Here is a 20674-nt window from a genome sequence, read left to right on the forward strand (position 1 = left end):
TGTGTGGGGGTTCGGGTATCAGGAGGCGACCGGCGCCTCGTAGGCGGAGGGCGCCCGCAGGAACTCGCCTGCGGGGTCGGGAACGCTCCCGACGAGCAGCCGGGTATAGGGATCGGTGGGTGCCGCGAGCATGGCGATCGGTCCCTGCTCGACGACGCGGCCGGCGCGCATGACCGTGATGTCGTCGCACATGCGTGCGGCGACGCCGAGGTTGTGGGTGATGAAGACGCAGCCGAACCCGATCTCCTGCTGGAGCCGGTCGAGAAGATCGAGAATCTCGAACTGGATCGACGCGTCCAGCGCGGACGTGACCTCATCGGCGACAAGCAGGGCGGGCCGGACCGCGATGGCGCGTGCGATAGCGATTCGCTGGCGCTGACCGCCCGAGAACTCGTGCGGTCGCCGGCGCGCGGCGTCCGGCTCGAGGGCGACGAGCCTCAGGAGCTCCTCGATCTGCTGGCGGTGGTCAGCGGAGGCCGTTTCCCGCCGTGGTGCGAGAGCCTCGAGCAGCGTGCGCCCGATCGTCATGCGGGGGTCCAGCGAGGCGTACGGGTCTTGCGGTATCAGCTGCACCCGGCGACGAAGGCTCCGGCGCTGCGCACCCTTGGCCGCGGCAACATCCGTGCCGTCGACCTCGACGGTCCCGGCCGAGATGTGCACGAGTCCCACGACGACCTTCGCGAGAGTCGACTTCCCCGACCCGGACTCGCCCACGACGCCCATGGTTCTGCCGGGCGCGACGCGAAGCGAGACGTCGCGGATGACGGGGGCGGCACGCCGGCCGAAGCCGTATGTCGCCGAGACTCCGGCGAGGCGGAGGGCGGGACGCTCCGTCCCTGTCGAGCTGCTCATGCGGTGCTCCCTTCAGGCTGGGACGCACCGACGAGGGTGCTCTCGAGTGCCGTTCTCGAGGACGCCTCGAGGAGGCGGCGCGTGTACTCCTGGGTGACCTCACGCTGACGCAGCTGCTCAGACGTGAGGTGCTCGACGATCTCGCCGCGGTACATGACATAGACCCGGTCACACATCGCAGCGATAACGTCGATGTCGTGCGAGATGAGCAGCACCGACATGTCGTGGTCGTCGTTGATCTGGCGGATCAGGCGCAGCACGTCGGCCTGCACCGTCACGTCGAGCGCCGTCGTCGGCTCGTCCGCGACGAGGAGCTTCGGCGTCGCGAGGAGTGCCATCGCGATCATGGCGCGCTGGCGCATGCCCCCCGAGAGCTCGTGCGGATACTGATGCATCCGCCGCTCCGGTTCGGTGACGCGCGCTTCGCGGAGCTTCTCGATGGCGAGCCGGTTGGCCTCCGCCCGGCTCACCCCACGATGCACGCGGATCGCCTCGGTGAGCTGCGGGCCGAGTCGCCTGGCCGGGTTGAAACACGAGGACGGATCCTGGAAGACGATCCCAAGGTCGAGTGCGAATGATCTCGGCGGCGCGGTGTCGGGCTCCATCCTCGTTCCCGCAACCTCCAGCTTCTTCCCCTCCCACACGAGTTCTGGCGGCAGAAGACGGGCGGCAGTCATGGCGGTGATGCTCTTTCCCGAGCCGGACTCACCGACCAGCCCCACGATCTCCCCCTGCCCTACGCGCAGCGACACCCCCCGCACGAGCTCTGCTCCGCCGTCGATGCCGACGCGCACGTGCAGGTCCTCTACGACGAGCGAGTCGCGCCTCTCGTCAATCCGATGCGGCGCCGCGGCATCCGTCGTCTTCGCACTCTTGACGCGCGCGCGGCGACGGAGCACCGCGCGGCGCGGTTCGCTCAAGGTCACCAGGCCGTCGCCGACCAGGCTGGCCGACAGTCCCGTGAACACGATCGCGATCGAAGGGGCGATCGCTCCACTGGGGTTCTGATAGATGTCGCGCAGGCCGCTCGCCAAGAGCTGACCCCAGTCGATCGCCGGCGGCTGCACACCCAGCCCGATGAAGCTGAGCCCTGACATCGTGACGATCGCCGTCGACAGGCAGACCGACGTGAGGACAAGGACGGGCGACGCGATGTTCGGAATGATGTGCCGCGTCAGGACGCTCGGCCCGGGAACTCCGAGCAAATGCGAGGTGGTGACGAACTCACGCTGCCCGACCGCCGTCGCGAGCGTGTTGGTCAGCCGAGCGAACTGGGGCGAGAACGCGATGGCGATCGCGATGACGACGGTCACCTCGCCGGGCATGAAGATCGCGGTGACCGCGAGCGCCACGATGATGGGCGGCAGCGCGAGCCAGAGGTCGATCGTGCGCGCGCCGAACCACGTTACGCGTGGCCCCGACACGACGAGAAGGGTGCCGAGCAGTCCGCCGGCGATGACGGCGCCCGCAGTCGCGAGAAAGCCCATGACGAGGGTCAGCCGCGTTGCAACGAGCGTGCGCGCCAGCACGTCACGGCCCTGGGAGTCGGTGCCGAACAGATGCTCGGCCGAGGGCCCCGCACGCAACTCGCTGGAGCCGGCCATCGCGGCGTCGCCCCAGATGATCGGGGCGATGACCGCCAGGATGACGACGATGCCCAGCCCGATGAGCCCGACGACCAGCGATGCGGGTGGTCTGCGGCGGACGGGAGGCGCGACGATGGCCTTGACGGGGAGTGCGATGGCCATCAGGCTGCCTTGCTCTTCGTCAGGACTCGGGGGTCGAGGACCCCGAGGAGGATGTCGACGGCCAGGTTGACCAGAGCCGCGAGGAGGCCGAGCGTGAGGATGATGCCCTGGATCGCGGGGTAGTCGCTCGAGAGGATGGATTGCACGATCTGGGTTCCGAGTCCGGGGATGTTGAAAACGTTCTCGACGATGACGGTGCCGCCGAGGAGGGCGACGAGGAGGATCCCGCCCATCGTCAGCGAGCTGGTGGCGATGTTAGGCAGCGCATGGCCGAAGAGAAGCCGTCCTTCCGAGATGCGTTTGCTCCGAGCAGTCGCGATGTACTCCTGTCCCAGAACGGAGCGGGTCTCATTGCGCGCGATGCGCGACATCACGGCGGCCGGCGCGAGGCCGACCGCGATCGCCGGCAGGATGAGGCCGTTGAAGCCCTGGCCGCCCTGCGCCGGCAGCCACTGCAGCGTCAGCGCGAAGACCATGACAAGGATCGTGCCCGTGATGTACTCCGGGATCGCCCCGAGGAACCCAGCGGCTGCGTTGTAGGCGCCGGCGATCACCTTGCTCCCACCCCGCCGCTCCGCGAAGGCCACCGCGATGCCGACGGGAAAGCCGACGATGAGGACGACGACGAGCCCGCCGACCGCGACCGCCGCCGTGAGCGGAAGTCGCTGGCCGATGAGTTCGACGATCGGCTGCTGCGTGACGAAGGAATTTCCGAGGTCTCCGCCTAGGAGGCCCGACACGTAGTTCCACGCCTGAAGGAGGAACGGGTCGTTCAGGCCCAGCCGCTCGCGGACGACCTCGACCTGTTCCTGGGTCGCGGTCACTCCGACGATGTTGCGGGCGGGATCGCCCGGCACGAACTGGATCAGCAGAAAGGTGATCGCCAGCAGCGCGACGACGACCCCCAGGAGCCCGCCGAGCCGCCCGAGTATGTAGCGCGTCCAGAGGTGGGTCGCGCTGCGCTTCCCCCTCCGGGGCTCGGCCGAGAGGCCGGATGTCTGGATGTCCGGTGCCACCACCAGGTTGGTCATGGTCGTCCTCTCAGCCGAGCCGTCCAAGGTCCGTCAGTCAGTCCGCGATCCGGATGGTTCCGGCGCGGACGAAGCCTTTCGACACCATGGCGGTCACGCCGGGCGCGAAGACAACCGTCGCCGGGGCGGTCGCGAGCGGCAGGACGTCCATGTTCTCCAGGAGGAGCTGCTGGTACTGCGCCATGGCGGCGCAGCTCTCCCCACCGGTGGTCGCGCGGGCTACGGCGAGCGCGGCGTCGGCCTCCGGGTTCGAGACGGCCGACAGATTCTGTCCGTTCGGCGGTACCGAGCCCGTGAAGAAGTTCGCTCCCGACAGGAGGTTGGAGGAGGTGTTCGCGAAGACGAGGATCGTGACGTCCCAGTCGTTCAGCGGAGTGAACAGCCCCGAAACCCACTGCTGGTTGTTGAGGTTCTGGAACGACACGTCGGCTCCAGCCTCCTGCAACGCGGACTGCACGTACGCGTTGCCGTCGCCGCCCGCGAGGAGCGTGGTCCCGTTGACCGCGAGCGAGAGACCCTCGAGGACCTTGGATGCCGCGTCCGGGTCGTATGCGGGGTACAGGTCGGCGAGCGACTCGTCGTAGCACTCGTAGGTCGGGTCGCCCAGGTTCGTGATGAGCTCGCCCGCGCCATAGCTCTGCACGTCGTTGAGACGCGAGATATCCAGCGCCTGCGCGATCGCGCGGCGGACTGCGGGATCCGCAGTGGGATGCCCCTCGGTGTGGTTGAACATGAGGAAGGTGTCGGACTGGTTCGACACGGTCTTCGTCCAGTCAGCTTGACCAGCGGCGCGCTCCCACGCGTCGGTCGTGTACGCGGCGATCTGCATGTCGCCGGTCGTCTGCAGATTGGCGCGAGTGTTCTCGTCCTCGACGACCTCCATGACAAGCGTCGCAGGCCGCGCTCCCTCCGTCGGGACGCCTGCGAACTCGGGTCCCCACTCGTAGTCGTCGCGACGTGTGAACGTGTAGCTCGCGCCCGCGATCTGCGAGTCGGCGACGAAGCCACCCGTGCCGTTCGAGCCCGTCGTGAGCGCGCTCGGGTCATCCGTGCCGGCGGAGCAGACGATGCCTGTGTAGCCGACGGTGAGCCCGGAGAGGAGGCCCGAGAAGGGTGCATCAAGCTGGATCGTCACCGTCTGACCGTCGGCCGTCGCCGTCGCCGTGTTGCCCGCCCCGATGACGTTCGAGAGGAAAGGCGCGGCGGTTTCCGGCGCAAAGAAGCGGTTGAGCGAGTTCGCTACGACCTCGCCGGTGAGCTCCTCGCCGTCGGAGCACGTCACGCCGTCACGGATCGTGAAGAGACCGGAGTCAGCCGTGACGTCCCAGTCAGTCGCGAGCCCCGGGACAACAGTGCCGTCCGCGTCGAGTGCGACGAGGGTGTCGTACATCGACCACATTACGACGACGTCCTGGAAGGAGGCGCCCAGCGCGGGGTCGTACGATGTGACGGGACCGTCGAGCTGCATCGTGAGAGTGTCGCTTGCGGTCGAGCCCGCGCTATCGCCCGGTGTGCAGGCGGTGAGAGCGAGCGCGGCAGCCGCGCTCATTGCGATAAGGCCTGCGCCGGTGCGTGTGCGAAAGGTGGAGCGCCGTGAGATCATGTGATTCCTTCGGGTGAGGACCACGACGAACTGGATGCCGAGGTTCAACGGGACAACATCTTCATTAAATTGAAGATGTTGTCCTTATACTGAACCCCCCTCGTTTCAGGCAGCGGCGCCGTCTTGTTTCGGGTGCGTTAACACCGCCGGCCCGGGCTGCAGCGGGCGATGAGCTCCGGCCAAGTCAGAACGACGGCGGAGTCATCGCGCCGATGAGGACAGCGAGACGCCCCGTGGTATTCGCGTACCAGTGCGGCACGGAAGCGTCGTACGTGAGCGAGTCCCCCTCTTCGAGCCCGTACCGCTCACCCGAGACCACCACGAGGAGCGACCCCTCGACCACGATGATGCACTCCTCGCCCTCGTGCACATAAGGAACGGTCTCGTTGCTCCACCCGGCAGCGATCTGGGCGCGGATCATGCCGAGCTTCCCGTTCATGCTCGGCGTGAGCAGCTCGTAGACCATGTCGTGCTCCGAGAGGAGCAGACGGCGGCGCGACCCCGCGCGAACAACCTCTGCTGCCTTCTGCTCCGGCTCCTGCCCCCCGAAGAACTCGCCGACCTTCACACCGAGTGAGTGCGCGAGCTTGATGAGGGTGTTATAGGACGGGTTCCCCTGACCGCGCTCGATCTGGCTGATGAGACCGATGCTGACGTCGGCGGCCCCGGCGAGCTCTGCGAGAGTAAGGCCGGCATCCGCCCGAAGCGCTCGCAGGAGCTGCCCTAGCTGCCGCATGGGCAGCTCATCGACCTGATCTACGCTCGCAGAGGCGCCATGCGAATCCGCGGAGGTCATACCCATCCTTCCGAGCCGGGACGCTCAACTGGCATCGGCGGTCCGTTTTGCCCGCTCGCCCAATTCTGCATCATGACGCGTCTGAGGGTCGGATGAAGGTCCGTGGCCCATGTCGGATGCTGGTTGCGTGCGATTCCGCCACTCAAATACAACCGGAACATCAAGCACCGCGTCCGGGTCGACCGTGTTAACAGTGACTTGGAGAGCTCGGAGCCTGACCCGGTTCCCGGACGTTCTTGTGACTTGAGCGTGCCGCGATGTGTGCGACGGACTGAAGGGCTCCGTAATCGGCGGTGCTGAGGTCCGCCGGCTGGTGTGCGAGCGGCGCTAGTCATAGAAGCCCTCGATCCACTCGACCATGACCGATGCGAGCTGAACCCTTGAGCCCCAGACGGAGCGGTCGAGGAGTTCGCGATCCATGGTCGACCAGAAGCTCGCGACGAGCGCGTTTGTCAACGCTGGAGGTGACTCTGCCCATGGACCCGACGAGTCCGGCTTGGCGTAGCCGGCGCCCGAGCCAGCCAGTGTGTTGCGCTGCGACGGGGACGTGACACCCGAGCCGCGAACTACACGCGCCCAGGTACGTCGCCGACTGACGATCCGCGTGATACCGCTGACCCGCAACCCTCCAAAACTTCAGGTACCTTTCGACTGCCAGCACCGCTGCGTTGCTCAGGCGGCTTCACTCGACAGCGATTGGACAGGTTGCCTCGGCGATCGCAATCAGCGGACCTTCGACGCTGCCGCCGGTTTGGACGAGTTCCTCCGCCGCGCGAGCGACGATCTCGAAACGGGGCGCCAGTGGCGAGTCATAATTCTGGCATCCCGGGCGCCGTCGCGGGCTTCGCATGCGTCGAGGAACTCGCGGTGCTCGGCGAGACCCTCATCGTGACGTTCTCTCACCCGCGCGAAGGCCATCGGCAAATATGATGGGGTGGAGTCGTGAATGCTCCGGAGCATGTTGGCCAGTCGCGGTGAGCGCGCGCACTCGTACAGATAGGAATGGAATGCACGATTCAGCGAGAAGTACGTCTCGAAATCGACGGCTTCCATCTCACTCTGCAACCGCCGCGCCTCGACGAGCTCGTCCTCGGTAATGCGCTCGGCGACCAGCCGGGCGCAGTGGGGCTCGAGCAATTCGCACAGCTCCGCCATTTCCCGGACCTCGTCAGGGTCGATCCGCCGGACTGTATCGCCTTTGCGCGGACTCAGCTTCAGCAGACCCTCGGAATGCAGGTCGCGCATAGCTTCACGCACCGGGGTCGGACTGACGTTCAGCAGCTATCCCTCGGCAACCTTTTTCGCAGCAGCGAGTGTGCAGGTGAGGCTAGCTAGTCCGCGGTACTGGCGACTTTCGGAGCCCCACCAGGCGTTGCGATCCCGGGTGGTGATGTAGAAATACGCCGGTACGATCCTCGAAAGCTGCTCATCCCGAAACTCCCGGTAACTAACAGGCTCCACGTTGATCCCCTCGCCAGCAGACTATCGATACCGAGTATCGGAGGGCGGTCGCCGCGAGGGCTCGGTGGGAGTTCAGTGCGCTTCTCGATGCAGGTGTTCGCAGATTCTTCGCAAATCGCGGGTCTTCGAGAAAGCTATGGCCCGCGATCCCAGTGTTTTCAAGGGATCGAGGGCCACGGACCAGAGCGGAGACGGAGGGATTTGAACTCCGTATGCTGCTACTTTGCTCCGCCACGTTCGAGTGCGTTCGCTTTGTTATGACGCGATCGCGAGCCCCGCTGGACCACGTTCAGCAGGACTCAAAGACGCTCAGGTTTACGCGATTCTTACGCAGGCGAGAGACGCCTCAGGGCTTCGAAGAAGCGGAAGCGACGCGACACGCCTGTGCGCATGGCCCCCCGGAACGGGCACCTTGCGCGGGCGCGGTTTACGGGCATGCTAGACCTGAGCGGGCCGGAGGGCTCCTCAAGGACGAACGTCCGAACGCTCAGCGACCCTCTCGCGAACACGGTCGGTGCCCGCAGTTAGACCGATCTGAGCGGTCGCGTCGAATGACACGGATGAACTGATAGACACATCAGTCGGCCCTCGAATGGGCGCTCACTGTGGGGAGACGCGAGTTCGGGGAGGCTGGCGTACCCGAGCACCGGACCGCAATGTCGGACCCCCTTCGTAGACTGCAAAGGCCAGCCCGACCGAAGCGGAGCACGCCCCGATGGCTCACCTGAAACAGCAGTTCAAGGATGCGTTGAGCTCCATCGAGCCCGGCGATGACAAAGCCAATGCACCGGAGGCGCATCGGTTAGTCCGCGAAGCGCTCGTGGGTGACGCCAAGCTCGCCGAGTACGGGGTGAACCCAGTGCTGATCGGGTCCTACAAGCGAAGCGTGTCTATCAAGCGGGTGAAAGACGTTGACGTGTTCGTCCGTCTCCCCGATCTGCCGAGCGACGTCACGTCGAATGAAATCCTCGACCGGGTCTTTACCGTCCTCCATGCCGAGTTCGGGCGTGATGACGACGGGCATCAGCGGACCAAGCGACAGGATCGAAGTCTGCAGGTCTCGTTCCCCGACTACGACCTCTACGTCGATGCCGTTCCCGCGCGCCCCCATTGGGATGGCGAGACGTGGGAGATCCCGCAGAAGGGCGATGACAACCAGTGGGTGCGCACCAACCCCGAATCGCTGACGTCTCTGTCGACCGCGATGAACACCGCGCACGACGGCTACTACGTCCCGACGGTGAAGCTGCTCCGCCAGACCCGGCGCTCTCTTCTCGGCAAGAAGAAGCCGGGGGGATTCTTCTTTGAGGTCGCCACATACCAGGCCTTCGCCTCGGGTCTGGTGACGGGGAGCGATCACGCGGAGTACTACGTCTCGGCGCTCGACGAGGTGAGCAAGATCGTCGAGAACTTCGTCACTTACGGCATCGCGGTCAGCGACCCCACGCTCCCCGGGCACGCCATCAGCATCCGCGCGACCGATGATGAACTGGAGGCAGCTCGGAGTCGATTCATCGACGCCGCCGCCGACGCGCGGGACGCGCTCGGTGAGGAGGATGAGGGCAAAGCTGCGCTCGCGTTCCAGAAGCTGCTCGGCAAGAACGGCGACGACGACACCGTCTTCCCGATGCCGCCGGGCTTCAACGACGACGGATCGAAGCGGGAGTTCGCGATTTCCGCTGGTGAACGAGTCGTGCCGGCGGGCGCCAGGACCTTCGGTTGACAATCACCGAGTACGACGAGTACGTCGCATACTCTCGTCAGCATTTCGAGGAAGGCCTGATTCGCGCGGGCTTCATCGAAGGCGACACCGGGTGGCGAGGTGCAATCACACATCCGGGCAAGTCGACAGAGGTCGTGATCTCATTTCGCGCCCGCTTTCCGTTCCAGCCGCCTCGCGTCGTTCCCGTCGACCCGGACAGCGTCGCGTGGTCCTGGCATCGAGAACTGGACGGCGCGCTCTGTTTGGTCGCGGAAGACGACCACGACGATCTGTGGTGGACAGAAGCGTCGGCCTTCCTGGAGCACGTGACCGCCTGGTTCGAGCAGGCGGATGCCGGGTGGCCCGATGATCGGCCCGATCTGGATCTCGAGCGATATTTCCACCCGTCCGAGGACGAGCGTCTGTATCTCTACGACGACCTCGCCGGTTACCCGAACGGCTTCGTGCGATTTCGCCCGAGTAGCAACAACACCATGCGTATCGGGAGCGGTACGCGCCCGCCGAAGGCGTCCAAGCACAGCAAGGACCGCTTTGGCTATGTCGCCGATCTCGGCGACATAGACGTTCCACCGAGATCCTGGCAGGACGTCGCGGCACGCATCGCCCCCGACGTGGACTTGGACCGCCGGATCCGGAACCACCTCGTCGACATCGTGTTGCTTATCTACCGGCGCGGCATCCATGACGGTGCGATCCTCCTCGAGGTATCGCCGACGATAGACGGGGGTATGGCCGTTCGGCGCCTCTGTGCGGCAGCCGACACCAGTGCGGCGAAGACGGCTCGCGCGGGAGTGGTTGCGCCTCTGCTCCACGAATCTCGGGTCGCGATCGTCGGCGTGGGCGCGCTTGGCTCCTTCACGGCCGACCTGCTCGTGCGTGCCGGCATCCGACACCTGACGCTCGTCGACGACGACATCGTCATGCCCGGCAACCTCATCCGCCACCTCGTCGGACCGGAGATGGTCGGGTTGCCAAAGGTCACTGCGGTCAAACGACATCTGGTCGCCCGGCATGAGATCGCCGCAGACGACGTCGAGGAGCTCGGCGAAGCCGTCTCGTCCGGTGACGTCGCCATGCAGCTTCTGACGAGTCACGATCTCGTCGTGGATACCAGCGCCGACTTCGCCACGACCGCACTCCTGCATGTTGTGGCCAGGTCCGCGCGGAAGCGGATCATCTATGCCTCAATTCAGAACGACGGTGCCACCTTCCGCGTCGACCTACTCCCGCCACTCGATGGCGCCGACCAGCTGCCGAGCTCGAGGTTCGACGTCGATCAGCAGCCGCCCGCAGTGTTCGAAGCCGGGTGCGGCAGCCCGATCTCGCCAACACCACCCCACGTGGCCGTCGAAGCGGCATCCGCGACCGTCCGTCACGTCATCGGTCTCCTCATCGAAAGTCCCGTCCACCCATCAGGGGAAGTGCGAAACGTCGTCGACCCAGCAAGGACTGCCCAATGACTCGATCCGCTCCGAGCATCGACGTGCGTGCTGACGCCCACGAGACGATCGCATCCGAGACAGCGAAACGGCTACCATTCGAAACCGGCGGCATCCTTCTCGGGTACCGCGAGATCGACAACGTTGTGATCACTCACGCACTCGTGGTTGATGGCGGTGGCGCGACAAAGGACCGATACGTCCGCGACGACATTCGAGCGAACGAGCGCCTCGCAGAGTTCCTCTCGGACAGAGCAGAGGACGACCCAATCGGCTACGTCGGAGAGTGGCACAGCCATCCCGCACCGTCCGGCCCGAGCACAATCGACCGCAACGCAATGCGCGCCGCGGCCAAAGCCGCTGACGGACCCGTCGCGCTCCTCGTATGCACGCCCGGCGACACTGGCACGTACTTCGGCCTGATCGCACGACGTCAGCGACTCGGCCGAGTCGTCACGCGAGACGCGAGCGTGACCGTCCCCCCGCCACGATTCGGTCAGCTCGGCCCGCTGCCCGATGGCGCAGCCCGCTCTGACGGCCCCGTGTTCATCTCGTACCGCCAGTCCGACGGGACACAGCAAGCGGAGTCCTTGGAGAACTTGCTCAGAGCCGCTGGCATCGTCGTATGGAGGGACCGCGTCGACCTGCGACCAGGGACGACCACCGACCGCCTCGAGCAGGCGCTCACCGAAGGGCTTTCGGCAGGCGTGCTCGTCGTGACGCCCGACATCGTCGACAGCGAGATCGTCCGCGAACGCGAACTCCCCCGACTGCTCCAGCTCGACAAGGACCCCGCGTTCAGCCTGTGCATCGCCAACAAGATCGCACGGACGGGAAGCGAGTCGAAAAGCGACTACGACGCCCCCGACCGACTGCTGCGACTCGCGCCGGCACGAACCCTCGCCGACAAGAAGCAAGCCAACGTGCTCGACCCCGCAGGCGAGCTCGAAATCGTTCGCGACCTCCTCATGCACCGCATCGAACAACGCCGACCTGAGATCCGCGCAGAGGGCCGAGATTTCACCATTCGAGTTCAGAGCCGCCCTGCCCCGTTCGCCGTAGATGCCGACGACGACGACCTTCAGATGCGGATCAAGGAGGGCGCCGAAGGACGGCTCCCGTCGCCCGACGGCCTCGAACTCCTCCGGCGGACGCTCCCGCTCACCGGTGATGCAGTGTTCGCGGCAGGCGCGAAGCGCGTGCAGATCTCCGGCGGCGCACACCTCTCGATCGGACTCGCACTCGGGGCAGCATTGCCCGACACCAAGATCGGCAACGTCGCGGTCCTCGATGTGCAGAACAACGCTTGGGAGTCCACACCAACGAGCAACGATCCGGGGGTCACCGAACTCAACGTCGAGGCGCGCCCCACCGAGGTCACCCAGCCGAGCAGCACTGCGAACAGAGTCGCGGTCTTCGTGAAACTCACCGTAGACCCAGACCTCAGCGCGTTCGAGCGCCTCGTGCGGGAATTCGCAGACGGCTTAGCCAACGTGGAGATCGTCTCCGTCACGAATTCCAATCGGATCGATCCACGGGAAGCGGGCCGCCTCGGCCAAGCCGTCGCCCAGCACATCAAGCACCTGTCCGCAGATCACGGGCGCGCGGAAGTACATCTCGCCTTCCACGGCCCCTTCCCCATGGCCGTGCTCGTAGGGCGGTACCTGAACACGCTCCGCACCATCGCCTACGAATGGGACGGCGACACGATCAACGGCTCCCGGTACCGGCCAGCGATCGCTCTCGAGCCCGGCGTCGCCGGTGGCCCGATAACCGAGGTACTCCTGTAGGACAAAACCGGGGACCGTGCGATCCGGGAGGCTCTACGGTCGTCGCTCGTAGGAGGACCGAATCACGACGCGGTGACGACATCAAGCAGGATGTCTCCAGGCCGCGAAAAAGGACGCTCGTGGAGAGCCTTAGTGTGTTCGTTGGCGCGGCGGCGGTGCTCCTGGGCGCGCTCATCGCCGGCGGATTCAGTCTCCTCATCCCAACCCTTCAGACCAGGAGAGACCACCAACGATGGGTTCGCTAATCACGTCTAGAACGCGCAAGGAGAATACCTTGCATCGATCGACCTCTGGATGGAAGCGTCGACGACCAGGTGGCTGGAACACCGACTCGGCGCCCCGGGGATGGATCGGGGCGCTTACGCGCTTCGACTCAGCGAACTAGAAGACGCAATCGCGCGTTCGCAATCGCGGGTGTCCCTCGTCGGTCCCGATCCGGTGAGAATCGTCGCCTCGGAGTACCACCGTGCTGGTCTATATCGCATCGAGGTGACCGAGACAGCTGAATCGCTTGACGCGGCAGCCCGAATCGATCGCGAGCCGTTACGCGAGGCCCGAGGATTACTCGCGGGGTAATGAACCGCGTGCTCGGGATTCCTCCCGTCTGACGCGATGATGTCTCGGCGCACGCCGCCCGATTTCGGTCTGCTGACTTCGCGCATTTGACGATACCGAAGAGATGTGCGCCGCACCCCCAAGCCCCTCCAGCGTTCAACGCCCGGATAAGGATGCGCTCAGGAGCATGACGACGATGATCGCGGTCGGTGCACCCGTAACCGCCTCGAGCTCAAGGATATCGATGAACGGCGGCCGAGATCACCGGGGAGTCCTGGTCGGGGGATGGCAAGGCGTCTCTCAGCGCGGAGGGAGCCGTTGAGTCAGTTCACGTTCGCCGCTATTGGGAAGTTGCGTCCGATCCACCAGACGTTCCGGTAGGCGGTTTGATCGGTCGCTGCGGTCGCTCAGCTGGTCTGGCGCCTTCCTCAACGTGCCGGGGACCCGCCCCGCCAGTTATTGAACTTGGGCGCCGTTTCTCGTCATCACTCATTCTGATCCGCCTTGATTGTTGGGTTCCCCGTCGATCCATTCGACGACGGCCGTATCCGGTATAGCCAACCAGACACCAAGTGAGCGCTCTACTTCTCGCAAAAACCGCCCCTTGTCGTCGAGTTCCCATTGTTCCTCGATGAAGATGTCCCTGCCATGCGGGTACGTGCTCACGTACGAACGGTTGCCAAAGAGGCCACCAAAGTACACGCCCTTCTCGAGGCGCACTCGAACCCACCTAACTGTGATGCCCTCGTAGGCAGCCATGTCCCATCCTGTGGGAAAGGACTCTGGCCTGTTGACTAGTCGCTTCTTAGTCTTCGTTTCGACCGAGCCGTCTTTCTTACGCTTCTTGAGTTCGTATTTGACGGTGCGTCGGTTCACAAAGTACGAGGCGACCCCTGGCACCACCACGAGCAAGGCGAGCACGGCTAGCGAGATCGCCCAGGACGGCCACTCTTTGTAAGCGAGGTCGACGACGCCTCGGGCTACCTCGAGCGAGTAATCGCCGACGAAGATTAATAGGCCGGCCACGCTGTAGATCACGAGGAACACCGCACTGATGAACAGCGCGTCCAGGATGCGGGCACCCGTCCCATAGTCTGGGTCGCGGATACCCACAAGCCAGGTCTTCACAACTGCCCACGTCAGCCCCGGAACAAGCATCAGCACGAACGCCGCGATCTGTGGCAGCGATTCGGGTATGTTCACGGGCCCACCTTAGGGGCAACCTGGGCTACTCCGCGTGCCTGCTTGCTCCTGCCTGGGAAATCTGCTCCCCGACATACCTATTGAGCACTCCACAGGCCCTTCGTGCGATTCGATAGCGCAGAACTCAAACGCAACGACTTGGTCGTTCTCTCGACCGGTTGTCACCGTCTGGACGCCGTCCGGCGTGGAGTGCAGTAGGAACCTTTCGATCGGACATACTCGGGCCGACACGAGCCGAATCGCAGCGTAGGCGAGGTGCGAGTGCTCCATCTCATTCCTAAGCGATCGTGCCGTCTCGCGGCCAGACTCTCGCACACTCGCCGTGCCAGAGAACTAGTCGTACGTGGGCCGACACGGACTGCACGTCAGCCCGCCATGCGCGCACCACCCGCTTCGGGATCGCTTCAGCGGCTGCTCGAAGCTGAACCAAGTCTGCTGTATTCGGATCAAATGCCCGCTGATGCGCCGCGTACGGTCATCGCCCGAATGGGGACCCTCGATCGAGCAACGCGTTGGCGGAAAAGAACGCTGACGCCAGGACGATCACGCCCAACGAAATACCAGGCTCAGAGTCGGTTCCCGAAGAGCGGCAGATCTAACGCTGCCCGACTAAGGGAGTAGGTCACGATGAGGAGCACTGCGGTCAGGAGAATTCCGATCACGGGGAACCAGATCGCCACTCGTGACCGATGCCGAAACACGAAGATGCCCCCGGCCGCAGCAACAAGAAGGACGGCCACACCGACGTTGAAAATCTGGATGAGAAGCGCGAACTGCGCGTAGTCGCATGAAGTTGGTGTACAGCTCGCGATGCTCAGCCGCGACAGGAACATGTGAACGTAAGCGAGAACAGCCAGCACGAGCTGCGCAATCCACCACCCCAACGCAGTCCCGATACGGCCAGAGGATGCCGCGTCGCGCGGGTCCTGCATTGCGTCGTCCATGCGTCGGACTCTAGTCGTGGCCGGCGTCCGCTTGCGGGACCGGACGCGGGCGTCGCTAGGGGATGTCGAGGGTGACCGGCGATGCGGTCGACTTGTTGTCGCAACCCGCCCCGTTCGGTTCCGTTGTCTCTTGCCAATCCACGGTCAACTGCCGGGATGCGAGTTTCGCGCCAGCGGCGTGTGACGCGGTCACAAGGGGCTTCCCGGGAGCGTCCACGAAGATCTCGAAGATCCATCTCTCTTGCGAGTCGGTCCGCACTCCGTCGACGCATCCGTCATCTGTGCAGCGTCTCATAGAGGCGACGTCAGAACGCTCGCTTCCCGTAACAACGACTTCAAGCACGTCGTGTAGCCGGCCTCAGTGCAAGCGAGAGCGCTGGAAGATCAAGTAGCGCTAGGACGGCTGAACTCGTTCTGCTTCGCGCAGTGGTACGAACCCGTGGTGACGATGTTGGGAGAACCGGTCATCGCTCCTGGAGTGGCTGCGTTCTTCCAACCGCTGCTCGCCAAGCTGTAGGCGCCCGGAGAACCCTCTTCGAAGGCGGAGCGTCCGGAAGCGACACCGCCCAGACTTGCGGCCTCGAGGTGCCCGGTCCGCCGTTAGGGGCCGTGCACTTCGAAGTCGCCGATGCGTGTGGTGCCGTCTGATTCGTACACGGGGATGATGTGCACCGCGCCGGCGTTGTGTTCTTGCCAGCGGAGGCCGTCTTCGGGGCTGGTGAAGCCCTTGGAAGCGGTCGTGCCGTCGGCGTCTTCGAGGTCGCTGCGGTGCACGTACCCTTGCTGGCCGTTGGTGGCAATCACGGCGATGAGGTCCGGGGTGCCGTTGGCGTTGATGACCCCGTAGCTCTGGCCGGAGTCGTTGATGGCCCAATCGGTAGTTTCTTCAGTGACGTAGCCGGCAGTGAGAGTCCACGCTGCGTCTTCGCTGGTGGTGATGGTGACGCCGCCGTTGACGGCGCTGAGTGGGAGCACATACGTGGCCGGGTGGCTACTGTCGTCCGTCGTAGTGCAGGTGACGCTGGCGCCGTCGTCGAACTCGAACGACCCGGGCGTGAGGCAGGTGAGGGACATCGCCACGCCGGTCGCCGTTTCCGGCGCGGGCCCGAGCTCGAGCGTGTCGGTGCCGGTGAAGGTGCCGGATCGGGTGGTGGCGACCGGAGTCACCTCCGTGCCGCCGGGGAGCGTGAACAGTCCTGCTGCTGCGGCTGCAACAGTGCCGCCGAGGACGAGTGCGAGCGCGGTCGCTGTCCCGAGAAGCGCGCGACGATGGCGGCCTGGCTGGTTTGTCTCGGCGATGTGATCGATGAATTTGCTGCGAAAGGCCGTAGCGAACTGGTCGCTCATTCGTGGAGTGCTCATGTCGCCTCCGTGGTGAGGTAGCTGACGAGCGTGTCGTGCCCGAGTTTGCGTTGAAGGGTGGCCCTGATTCGGTGCAGGCGGGTGCGTGCGGCTCCGGGAGAGATTCCTAAGGCGCGGGCTGCGTCGCTGACCGAGTAGTCCTCCATCGCGACCAACGAGAACAGGTGCGCGTCGCGAGGGGTGAGTTCGCGCAGCGCAACCATGACATCAGCGTTGGGCGTCAGATCGAGAAGAATGTCCTCCGCCGAGGGGTGAGATTCGCCGTGCGGGAGCGACTCAAGTAGGCGCCGGTACCGGCGTCGAGAGCGGTCCAGGTTCCGGCATGAATTCGTCGTGGTAACCAGCAGCCACGGTAGGACTGACCCGTCAACGACTCGTACGTGCCATCGTCGGCGCCACAGCTCGAGGAAGGACACCGCGGCGGCGTCCTCGGCGTCGGCCTGGTTCTGCAGGATGCGGAACGCGTGGCGGAACACACGGTCGCGGTGCAGATCGAACAGAAACCCGAATGCTCTCGCATCGCCGGCGAGTCCGCGCTGCCACCACGCCTCCTCCGCGTCCTTACCACCGCTCACACTCTGCATTGTCCGCCACTTCGGCAACCGTTACAGACGACGCACGAGACGGTCCTTCTGCGCACCCGAGTCGGAAATGGTGCCTCCTTTCAACCCCCTTCTGTCGGTAGCAGCGGCGACCGCAGTCATCGGCAGCATGGCCGGCTGCGCGACAGCGGCTCCTCCGCGATGAGCCGCCTAAGAGCGTCACGCGCTCCGGAGAACGACACGACGGCTAAGGCGTCATGCTCGACGACTGCTGTGGTCGCCAACCACGATCGATGAGGTTCACCCGGGCGATTGTTCAAAGACTCAGACCATTCAAGTTCAGACACGTGAGCGCTCAATCGCATTCCTGACTAGCTGGGAAGCGCCAGCACCTGGTTCGCGACGGTTCGCGGCCTCCGAACGCCGCGAGCGCCCGCAATGGGACCCTCATACGAGTCGTCACGAGAAGGTCCTGGGGCGGCGTAACGGCTTGATCTCGAAGTCGAGAGTGTCGCATGCCGATGCGATAAGAAGTGAGCGTGTTGTCGATTGAGCCTCGGCGAGTGGTGAGCATTGCGGCGGTCGGACTGGCAATGTTCTGCGTGACGGGATGTGCCTCACAGTCCTCGGGAGCGTGTGTCGCTCCAGAGGCGACCGCGTCACCGGCGACCGGCGCACCTGCTCAGTCCATAACCATCGATGGGCAGTACTGGCAGCCGTGCAATGACACCAACCACTCCACAGAAAGCCCCTGGCCCAGCGCATCGATCGAATGGGCCCAGTCGGACGAAGCGGTCCCAGTTGGAACCATCCCTATCGAGGACGGTGCATTCAGCGGCGAGGTTGAGATCCCTGCGGCAGCGGTGCCTGGCGATGCGGTGTTGCGAATCAGCGCCGGATACTACGAACTCGAACTGCCGATCACAGTGTCCGAACCGTAAAGTACGCACGCCAGTCGACCGGCTAGCGACCGAGGTGGTCTCGGTTCAAGGGCTCCCCACAATCGGCACGAGTGACCGGGACTTTTTGAACGACGCGCGTCCGGCAACAGAATGATTGTGCGCGTCGGCGCGACTCGCCCTCAGGACGAAGGTCATCCCGGTAGCGTCGGACGGTGTGGGCAACGTGGATACGGACGCGACCGCACCGTCGTGGCCGGGGGATCAGTTCACACAACTCGCCCTCGCCACAATCAGCGGGGCCGCAAGCATTGCGCTTGAACACTCACGGTTCGTCGTCGACTCCCGCGACCTGGCGTCAGCGCTCGCCGAGCTTGACTCAGGTACCGCCTTCGAGGCGCTCGCACCGGAATTGACGCGGGCGCACCACCGGAACCCGGACGCCTCACGCCCGGTATCGCCACAGAGTCATCCCATCGTTCTCCATCCGCGAGCTCTCGAAATCGCCCCTCCAACGGTGGCGTCAGATTTCGCGGATGCCGTCCTTGCTGCCCTCCAGTATGCCGATGCGCGGGGGTCGAGGTCTGTCTTCACCGCCGACCTGCTCATGGGGGTTCTCGAGCATCAGCGATGCAGCGGTGCGCGAATGCTGGCCTCGGCGCGACCGCGACGGCGCCGGTTGCGGAACTCGGCATGGGCCACACTGATCACTGCAAGAGATTCCGGTGCAAACGAGGTTGTACCCGAACGCCCGCTCCGTGTGGAGGCGAGCACGCTGATTCCACGGCCCCAGGAGGCGGTGTGGGAGGCCGTCACAAACCCGGAGAAGTTCGCTGCTCGGATGGAAGGGGCGGATGTCATCCAGGTGCGGACGACATTTCGACCAGACGGGTACGCGCAGCAGATCCACCTTGACGGTCATTACGCCAGCCGAGAATGTTCTTTCGTCTTCACAACCCTCGTCGCCGACCCGCCACGACGCTGGTCCGTGCAAGCAGTTCCGCAGCCCGGTGACCACCCTCGAAACGACTACACACTTACGTATGAGCTCGTCACGGTGTCGGCCGGCACTCACCTGACGGTCTGTCAATCCGGCATGTTGCCAAGCCCGTCCCCTCAACGCCACGCGGAGCGCGAGCAAAGCCTTCAGGCGGCGCTGATCGACGAACTCACCCAAATCCAATCGTCACTACCGATCGGGACGGAGTGAACCAATCCTCATGCGACTTCGTGCCCGCGCAGCCACCGGCCAGCGCGCACCATTTTCGAGACGCGCCTCCTAGAGTGGTCGGATGCGCCACCGCCTCGCCTTCGCCGCATCGCTTCTGGCCGCCCTCGCCCTAACCGGATGCGCGACCGGTCAGACACCTGCGGGTGCGCCCGCCCCGGCAGCCGCAACAACGCCCGAGCCGACACCATCTCCCTCTGGTGTCATCGCGTCTGGAAGCGACGACGAGCAGGCACAGGCGCGGGCGCAGGCATGGCTCGACGACATCTCCCTCCCGCCCGGTACGACTGCCGCCACTTCGACTGTCGCCTCGTTCCTGTCCTACACGGGCTGGCCGTGCGGGCCGGTATCCGAGCTTGAGGCGTTCTGGCTGGTCCCCGACGCCACACTCAGCGATACCGCCGATTGGCTCGACGAACACCCCGCCGGTGGTCTCGTGTCCGTATGGGGAGAGCACCGGCCCGACGGCATGAACAGTGACGGGATGACCCTCGGGTACATCCCAGAGCCGGGCGCTCAGGAAGGAATCGTGTACACCCTCAGGATTGTTCCGGAGGGCGTCGCTGTGCGTGCGGAGATCGCAGCCCAGACCGCTGACGCTTCTTGCCCGGAACTGCCAGATGGAGCCAAGTATGGAGCACCCGGCATGGGGTGAGACCCCAGCCGAAAGCGTGGTCTAGGTACACAGTGCATTGCGATCGGAATTGCGCGTCGCGGTTCCGCTAACGCTCGGCGCCCGCGTAAGGACCCGCCTTCGGGCCGAAAGTTATGCTCACTGTATGGGTGCCCCCGTCGTCGTCGACTACGTCCCCGCGTGGCCTGTGGTCGCGGACCATTGGATCCATCGCATTGCCACGGCTGTACGCCACCTTCCCGACGGCGCCTCCTGTGAACTCGACCACATCGGTTCGACGGCCGTTCCCGGTCTTGCGGCCAAGCCGATCGTCGATCTTCAACTGCTGGCGCCGCAGCTTCCCAGCGAAAGCGGCCTCATCGATGCGCTGGCTCCGCTCGGCTTCGAACTGGCCCGAGGATCACGACCCGACTCTCCCGGAGTTCGGTCCGACATTCCGCGTCCGTCCGATTCCGTCGCCGACCCGGCAAAGCACATCAAGCTGCTATTCCACCGTCCGCAAAACGCAAACGATCTCGAGATGATCCTTCACGTGCGGCTCGCCGATTCGCCGTTCGCCGATTTCGTACTGGCCTTTCGGAACTGGCTCCGCGACAGCAGCGAAAACGTCCGCCGGTACGAAGCGCTCAAACGCGCCCTTGCGGCCGAATATGCGGACGCGAAGGACTACGACGACTACACCCGCGCCAAGACGGAGTTCATGGATCTCGCTCAAACCGAGATGGGCTGGCCATCGCCGAAGAACCCGCGCGGCTAGCGACCCGGCAAGAAATCCCAGGCGGAGTCGGGCTTCAACCTCGACAAGCGAAAGCACAACTAATGCTGAGGAAGCGCAGTACCGGATTTCTCGCTAAGTGCCGGCGT

General features: G+C 64.8%; 17 protein-coding genes. 6 read left to right on the forward strand and 11 right to left on the reverse strand.

The window, feature by feature from the left end:
* Positions 1-18: 18 nt before the first annotated feature.
* The 7 genes from EIO58_RS00105 to EIO58_RS00130 form a co-directional block, all read right to left on the reverse strand.
* Positions 19-852 carry an ABC transporter ATP-binding protein gene (locus tag EIO58_RS00105; protein WP_127817662.1) on the reverse strand — a complete coding sequence of 278 codons (834 nt, stop codon included), beginning with the start codon at positions 850-852 and terminating at the stop codon, positions 19-21.
* Complete coding sequence (locus tag EIO58_RS00110) at positions 849-2600, reverse strand: dipeptide/oligopeptide/nickel ABC transporter permease/ATP-binding protein (protein ID WP_127817663.1); 1752 nt, start codon at positions 2598-2600, stop codon at positions 849-851. The genes EIO58_RS00105 and EIO58_RS00110 overlap by 4 nt, the downstream gene beginning before the upstream one ends.
* Positions 2600-3631: an ABC transporter permease gene (locus EIO58_RS00115; RefSeq protein WP_127817664.1), complete on the reverse strand. Its 1032-nt coding sequence runs from the start codon at positions 3629-3631 to the stop codon at positions 2600-2602. The genes EIO58_RS00110 and EIO58_RS00115 overlap by 1 nt, the downstream gene beginning before the upstream one ends.
* A gap of 37 nt (positions 3632-3668) precedes the next feature.
* Positions 3669-5099, reverse strand: coding sequence for an ABC transporter substrate-binding protein (locus EIO58_RS00120; protein WP_164861430.1), 1431 nt, complete (start codon positions 5097-5099; stop codon positions 3669-3671).
* Between the two features lie 319 nt (positions 5100-5418).
* A complete protein-coding gene (locus EIO58_RS00125; protein WP_205789042.1) occupies positions 5419-5970 on the reverse strand; it encodes a helix-turn-helix domain-containing protein in 552 nt (183 codons plus the stop codon).
* Positions 5971-6357: 387 nt separating this feature from the next.
* The gene (locus tag EIO58_RS19220; protein ID WP_164861431.1) at positions 6358-6486 is read right to left on the reverse strand and encodes a transposase; all 129 of its coding nucleotides are present in this window, start codon (positions 6484-6486) and stop codon (positions 6358-6360) included.
* 267 nt (positions 6487-6753) lie between these two features.
* Positions 6754-7275 carry an FCD domain-containing protein gene (locus tag EIO58_RS00130; protein WP_127817667.1) on the reverse strand — a complete coding sequence of 174 codons (522 nt, stop codon included), beginning with the start codon at positions 7273-7275 and terminating at the stop codon, positions 6754-6756.
* A gap of 931 nt (positions 7276-8206) precedes the next feature.
* On the opposite strand from EIO58_RS00130, the gene EIO58_RS00135 reads away from it, so the two are divergent.
* From EIO58_RS00135 to EIO58_RS00145, 3 genes are all read left to right on the forward strand, one after another.
* Positions 8207-9214, forward strand: coding sequence for a nucleotidyltransferase domain-containing protein (locus EIO58_RS00135; RefSeq protein ID WP_127817668.1), 1008 nt, complete (start codon positions 8207-8209; stop codon positions 9212-9214).
* A 443-nt stretch (positions 9215-9657) separates the two neighbouring features.
* Positions 9658-10674, forward strand: a complete 1017-nt coding sequence (locus EIO58_RS00140; protein WP_240658499.1) for a HesA/MoeB/ThiF family protein — start codon at positions 9658-9660, stop codon at positions 10672-10674.
* Positions 10671-12443, forward strand: coding sequence for an SAVED domain-containing protein (locus EIO58_RS00145; RefSeq protein WP_127817670.1), 1773 nt, complete (start codon positions 10671-10673; stop codon positions 12441-12443). The genes EIO58_RS00140 and EIO58_RS00145 overlap by 4 nt, the downstream gene beginning before the upstream one ends.
* Positions 12444-13487: 1044 nt before the next feature.
* Here the strand turns inward: EIO58_RS00145 and EIO58_RS00150 are convergent.
* From EIO58_RS00150 to EIO58_RS00165, 4 genes are all read right to left on the reverse strand, one after another.
* Positions 13488-14201: a DUF6338 family protein gene (locus tag EIO58_RS00150; protein ID WP_127817671.1), complete on the reverse strand. Its 714-nt coding sequence runs from the start codon at positions 14199-14201 to the stop codon at positions 13488-13490.
* Between the two features lie 566 nt (positions 14202-14767).
* Entirely contained in the window at positions 14768-15145 is a 378-nt protein-coding gene (locus tag EIO58_RS00155) for a hypothetical protein (RefSeq protein ID WP_127817672.1), read from the reverse strand.
* 600 nt (positions 15146-15745) lie between these two features.
* Positions 15746-16492: a hypothetical protein gene (locus EIO58_RS00160; protein WP_127817673.1), complete on the reverse strand. Its 747-nt coding sequence runs from the start codon at positions 16490-16492 to the stop codon at positions 15746-15748.
* Between the two features lie 11 nt (positions 16493-16503).
* Entirely contained in the window at positions 16504-17082 is a 579-nt protein-coding gene (locus EIO58_RS00165) for an RNA polymerase sigma factor (protein WP_446723850.1), read from the reverse strand.
* 1083 nt (positions 17083-18165) lie between these two features.
* Between EIO58_RS00165 and EIO58_RS00170 the strand changes: the two genes are divergently transcribed.
* From EIO58_RS00170 to EIO58_RS00180, 3 genes are all read left to right on the forward strand, one after another.
* On the forward strand, positions 18166-19158 hold the full coding sequence (locus EIO58_RS00170) for an SRPBCC family protein (protein WP_127817675.1): 993 nt from the start codon (positions 18166-18168) through the stop codon (positions 19156-19158).
* A gap of 82 nt (positions 19159-19240) precedes the next feature.
* Complete coding sequence (locus EIO58_RS00175; RefSeq protein WP_127817676.1) at positions 19241-19831, forward strand: hypothetical protein; 591 nt, start codon at positions 19241-19243, stop codon at positions 19829-19831.
* A gap of 124 nt (positions 19832-19955) precedes the next feature.
* Positions 19956-20567 (forward strand): GrpB family protein, encoded by a 612-nt coding sequence (locus EIO58_RS00180; RefSeq protein ID WP_127817677.1) that lies wholly within the window; start codon positions 19956-19958, stop codon positions 20565-20567.
* The last annotated feature ends 107 nt before the right edge of the window (positions 20568-20674 follow it).

The organism is Microbacterium sp. CPCC 204701 (assembly GCF_004010105.1).
In the GTDB taxonomy this organism is placed as follows: Bacteria; Actinomycetota; Actinomycetes; order Actinomycetales; family Microbacteriaceae; genus Microbacterium.

Bases quoted from the DNA above. Each gene is read 5' to 3' on its own strand.
- EIO58_RS00110 (WP_127817663.1), bottom strand. From the start codon at position 2,600: ATGGCCATCGCACTCCCCGTCAAGGCCATCGTCGCGCCTCCCGTCCGC.
- EIO58_RS00175 (WP_127817676.1), top strand. From the start codon at position 19,241: ATGCGCCACCGCCTCGCCTTCGCCGCATCGCTTCTGGCCGCCCTCGCC.
- EIO58_RS00120 (WP_164861430.1), bottom strand. From the start codon at position 5,099: ATGCAGCTCGACGGTCCCGTCACATCGTACGACCCCGCGCTGGGCGCC.
- EIO58_RS00155 (WP_127817672.1), bottom strand. From the start codon at position 15,145: ATGGACGACGCAATGCAGGACCCGCGCGACGCGGCATCCTCTGGCCGT.
- EIO58_RS00135 (WP_127817668.1), top strand. From the start codon at position 8,207: ATGGCTCACCTGAAACAGCAGTTCAAGGATGCGTTGAGCTCCATCGAG.
- EIO58_RS00105 (WP_127817662.1), bottom strand. From the start codon at position 852: ATGAGCAGCTCGACAGGGACGGAGCGTCCCGCCCTCCGCCTCGCCGGA.
- EIO58_RS00180 (WP_127817677.1), top strand. From the start codon at position 19,956: ATGGGTGCCCCCGTCGTCGTCGACTACGTCCCCGCGTGGCCTGTGGTC.
- EIO58_RS00160 (WP_127817673.1), bottom strand. From the start codon at position 16,492: ATGAGCGACCAGTTCGCTACGGCCTTTCGCAGCAAATTCATCGATCAC.
- EIO58_RS00145 (WP_127817670.1), top strand. From the start codon at position 10,671: ATGACTCGATCCGCTCCGAGCATCGACGTGCGTGCTGACGCCCACGAG.
- EIO58_RS00125 (WP_205789042.1), bottom strand. From the start codon at position 5,970: ATGCGGCAGCTAGGGCAGCTCCTGCGAGCGCTTCGGGCGGATGCCGGC.
- EIO58_RS00130 (WP_127817667.1), bottom strand. From the start codon at position 7,275: ATGCGCGACCTGCATTCCGAGGGTCTGCTGAAGCTGAGTCCGCGCAAA.
- EIO58_RS00115 (WP_127817664.1), bottom strand. From the start codon at position 3,631: ATGACCAACCTGGTGGTGGCACCGGACATCCAGACATCCGGCCTCTCG.